2 protein-coding genes are annotated in these 3,350 nt (G+C 66.8%); both read left to right on the top strand.

Annotated elements, in window-relative coordinates; all coding sequences use genetic code 11:
• On the top strand, window positions 1–1,646 hold a 1,646-nt coding region (locus SH809_13375; protein ID MDZ4700694.1), incomplete at its 5' end, for a penicillin-binding transpeptidase domain-containing protein.
• A gap of 326 nt (window positions 1,647–1,972) precedes the next feature.
• On the top strand, window positions 1,973–3,350 hold a 1,378-nt coding region (locus SH809_13370; protein MDZ4700693.1), incomplete at its 3' end, for an Ig-like domain-containing protein.

Below are 3,350 nucleotides of genomic sequence, written 5' to 3'. Positions count from 1 at the left end.
GCGAGTTGGGCCTGCTGGCCGATGAAGTCACCCACGTCCGCACCACCCTCGACGCGCGCCTCCAGCAGGATGTCGAGGCGCTCGCCCGCACCCACCTCGCCCGCCTGAACAGCGAAAACGTCGGCAACGCGGCGGCGCTGGTGCTGGACAATGCCACGGGGGAAGTGCTGGCATATCTGGGCAGCGTCGACTTCTGGGATGCGGCCACGGGCGGGCAGAACGATGGGGTACTGGCCCTCCGCCAACCGGGTAGCGCCCTCAAACCGTTCACCTACGCGCTGGCCCTGGAATCGGGGAGATACACGCCGGCTACCATCCTGGCTGACCTCGAAGTCCAGATCCCCGAAGCCGGCGGCGCCTTCGCTCCCCAGAACTACGACAAAACCTTCCATGGCCCCATCCCCTTCCGCGAGGCACTGGCCAACAGCTACAACGTGCCGGCCGTGCGCCTCGCCCGCGAGCTGGGGCACGAGCGGCTACTCGACCAACTCCACGCCTTCGGGTTCGCCTCCCTGAGCCGGCCGGCCGAGCACTACGGCGTAGGCCTGACGCTGGGGAACGGCGAGGTACAACTGCTCGAACTCGCACGCTCCTACGCGGCGTTCGCGCGCGGTGGCGACGCGCCTGAACTACGTGCCATCGCGGCCGCCACGACAGCCGGTGGGCACGAGGTAGCGCCGGAAGGGTCGCTCGCGAGGCCGGCCGCCGTATCGCCCGACATCGCGTTTCTGATCGCCGACATCCTGTCCGACCCCGAGGCCCGCCAGGCGGCATTCGGGCGGTACGGTCCGCTCGAACTCCCCTTCCCCGCCGCCGTCAAAACAGGCACGACGAAGGACTACCGCGACAACTGGGCGATCGGGTTCACGCCGGCACATACGGTGGCCGTGTGGGTGGGCAACTTCGATGGCAGCCCGATGCAACGTGTCAGCGGCGTGTCGGGCGCGGGACCACTATTTAAGTCGATTATGCAGCGCCTCGGTCCTGGGGGCGCGTTCGCGATGCCGGCCGGGATCGCCGAAGCGCTCGTCTGCCCGGCGAGCGGCCACCAGCTCGGCGCCTTCTGCCCCGTGCGGCAGCGTGTGTGGATGCGCGCCGGCGCGATGCCCGCGGACACCTGCTCGGTACACCGCGAAGTGGTCATCGACCGACGGAGCGGACTGCTCGCCGACGCGTCGACGCCACCCGCCCATCGCCAGCCCACGCGGTACACGGTCTACCCCCCCGAATTTCACGGCTGGATGCGCGACCGCGGCCTGCCGCTGCCGCCTACAGTCACCCTGGCCCAGGCCGGCCCGGACGATGCCCCGGCGTACGACGCCGGCCTCCGCGTCGCCTACCCCGTGTCCGGCGCGCGATTCCAGATCGACCCCGTGCTCCGTCGGAGCTTCCAGCGCATCCCCCTGGAGGCCGTCGTGAACGAGACCCTCGGTCGGCCAAACTGGTGGATCGACGGCGCCCCGGCAGACCTGCCACTGGAGGAGGCCTTCTGGACGCTAGCGCCCGGGTCCCATACCTTCGAACTCCGCGCCCGCACCCTGGCAGGTGCTCCGGTGCGGAGCCTGCCAGCCCACATTCTGGTGATCGACCCGCTCCTCGAACCACCGTCGTTGGCGGATCCGCGGGAGCTGCGGGTTTCGGAATAACAACAGGTTTACCCGTGACGTTACGCGTACTTTCGCGCGTGACTTCCTGAGACCCTTAGCCCGGCTTCGCAGGGCCTTCTTGTCGAGGATGAACGTATGGTTAAAGGACAAAATCGCTAATTCCCATATCCAAAGTCATCCCGAGCCTGTCGAGGGACCTCTCGATCGTCCGGGAGGTCCCTCGACAAGCTCGGGATGACTCAAGTAGTTGGGGTTTCGCTATCCTGTCCGGCTTTTCGAGTAGGTGTACGGTGTTGAGCTTTTTTTACAGGAATTTACGACCATCTCAGACGCCCCACCGGGGCGTCTCTACGAAAACGATACCTATGCGTCTTTTAGATAAATTCCCGCTCCTGCTGGTCCTGGTCACCCTCTCGTGCGGACGCTCCGGCGGGCCGGATGAGAACGACATCGAATCCGTCGCGCTGGACCTTCCCGCGACGGCCGCCGCGTTTGTGCCGACGCTCGATGGACCGCTTCGTCCGATCAGCGCGTCGCCGTCTGGCACGCTGCTCCAACTTCAGCCGGCCCAGGCGATCGCCATCACCTTCAGCCGGCCCATGGCGCCCGTCGGTGAAGCGCCGGCCCCACCCACCGGCCAGATCACCTTTGAGCCGGCCGTCGCCGGCGCCCTCCGCTGGGAAGGGACGCAGACGCTCGTCTTCCAACCTACCCATCCCCTGCCGCTCAACACGGCGTTCACCGCCACCCTGGCCGCCGGCCTCGTCGCTCTCGACGGGGAGCGCATGAGCGAGCCATTTGTGTGGACGTTCGAGACGCCGCGCCCGCAACTGCTGACATCCAACCCCACCGCCTACCAACGTTTCGTCAACCCTTCCGCCGGCCTCTTCCTCACGTTCAACCAGGCCATAAACGCAACCGGGAACGCTCGTTTTCTGAGCCTCCGGAGGCAATCGGACGACGCCCCGGTGCCGGTCGATTTTCGCATGGCCGGCGACAGCACGGCCGTCCTCACCCCCACCGCCCCGCTCGAAAAAGGGGTTGATTACTACGTATCGATCGACGCCGGCCTGCCCGGCGCCGAGGGGAATCTCGGGAGCCCACGCGCGGAGCAACTCCATTTCAGCACCTTCCCCGAGTTGGCGTTTGTAAAGGCGACGCAACAGGACGAGAACTACGACGAGATCACAACCAACCTGGACCCCGCCCAAGGGGTGACGCTCCACTTTACGACGGAGGTCCGCTTCGGCGATGTACGCCGCGCGCTCGACATCCAGCCGGCGCTGGCGTTGCCGGCCGGCGTGGAGTCCCGCGACGACTTCGTGGCCACCGAGCACCGCCTGCCCGTCACCTGGGCGCCGGAGACCCGGTACACGGTCCGGCTCGACAGCCTCCGCGACGTCCACGGCCAGCTGCTTGTCCGCGGCGAGCACCGGTTTCTGGCAAAAGCTTATGTCCCCTCCGCCCGCATCCCCGAGGGCCTGCTCGTCATCGAAGCCGACGAGCAGCCGTTCCTGCCCATGCACGTCACCAACGTCGATGCCGTCACTTACGGCCTCGAACGGTTGACGCAAGATCAAATCATCCCCAGCCTCCCCTCGTTCGACAACTGGAATTATTACGAGACGGAAGGCACCAATGCCCGGCCGGCCGTGGCGGCGACAAAAAGCCGGCCCGTCACCGTCACGCGCAACCAGCCGGCGGTGCTTCCTTTTGACCTCTCGGAAGCCCTCGTGGGCGGCG

The sequence above is a fragment of the Rhodothermales bacterium genome, assembly GCA_034439735.1.
Classification (GTDB): domain Bacteria; phylum Bacteroidota; class Rhodothermia; order Rhodothermales; family JAHQVL01; genus JAWKNW01.
This window is presented reverse-complemented; position numbering and strand designations above follow the sequence as displayed.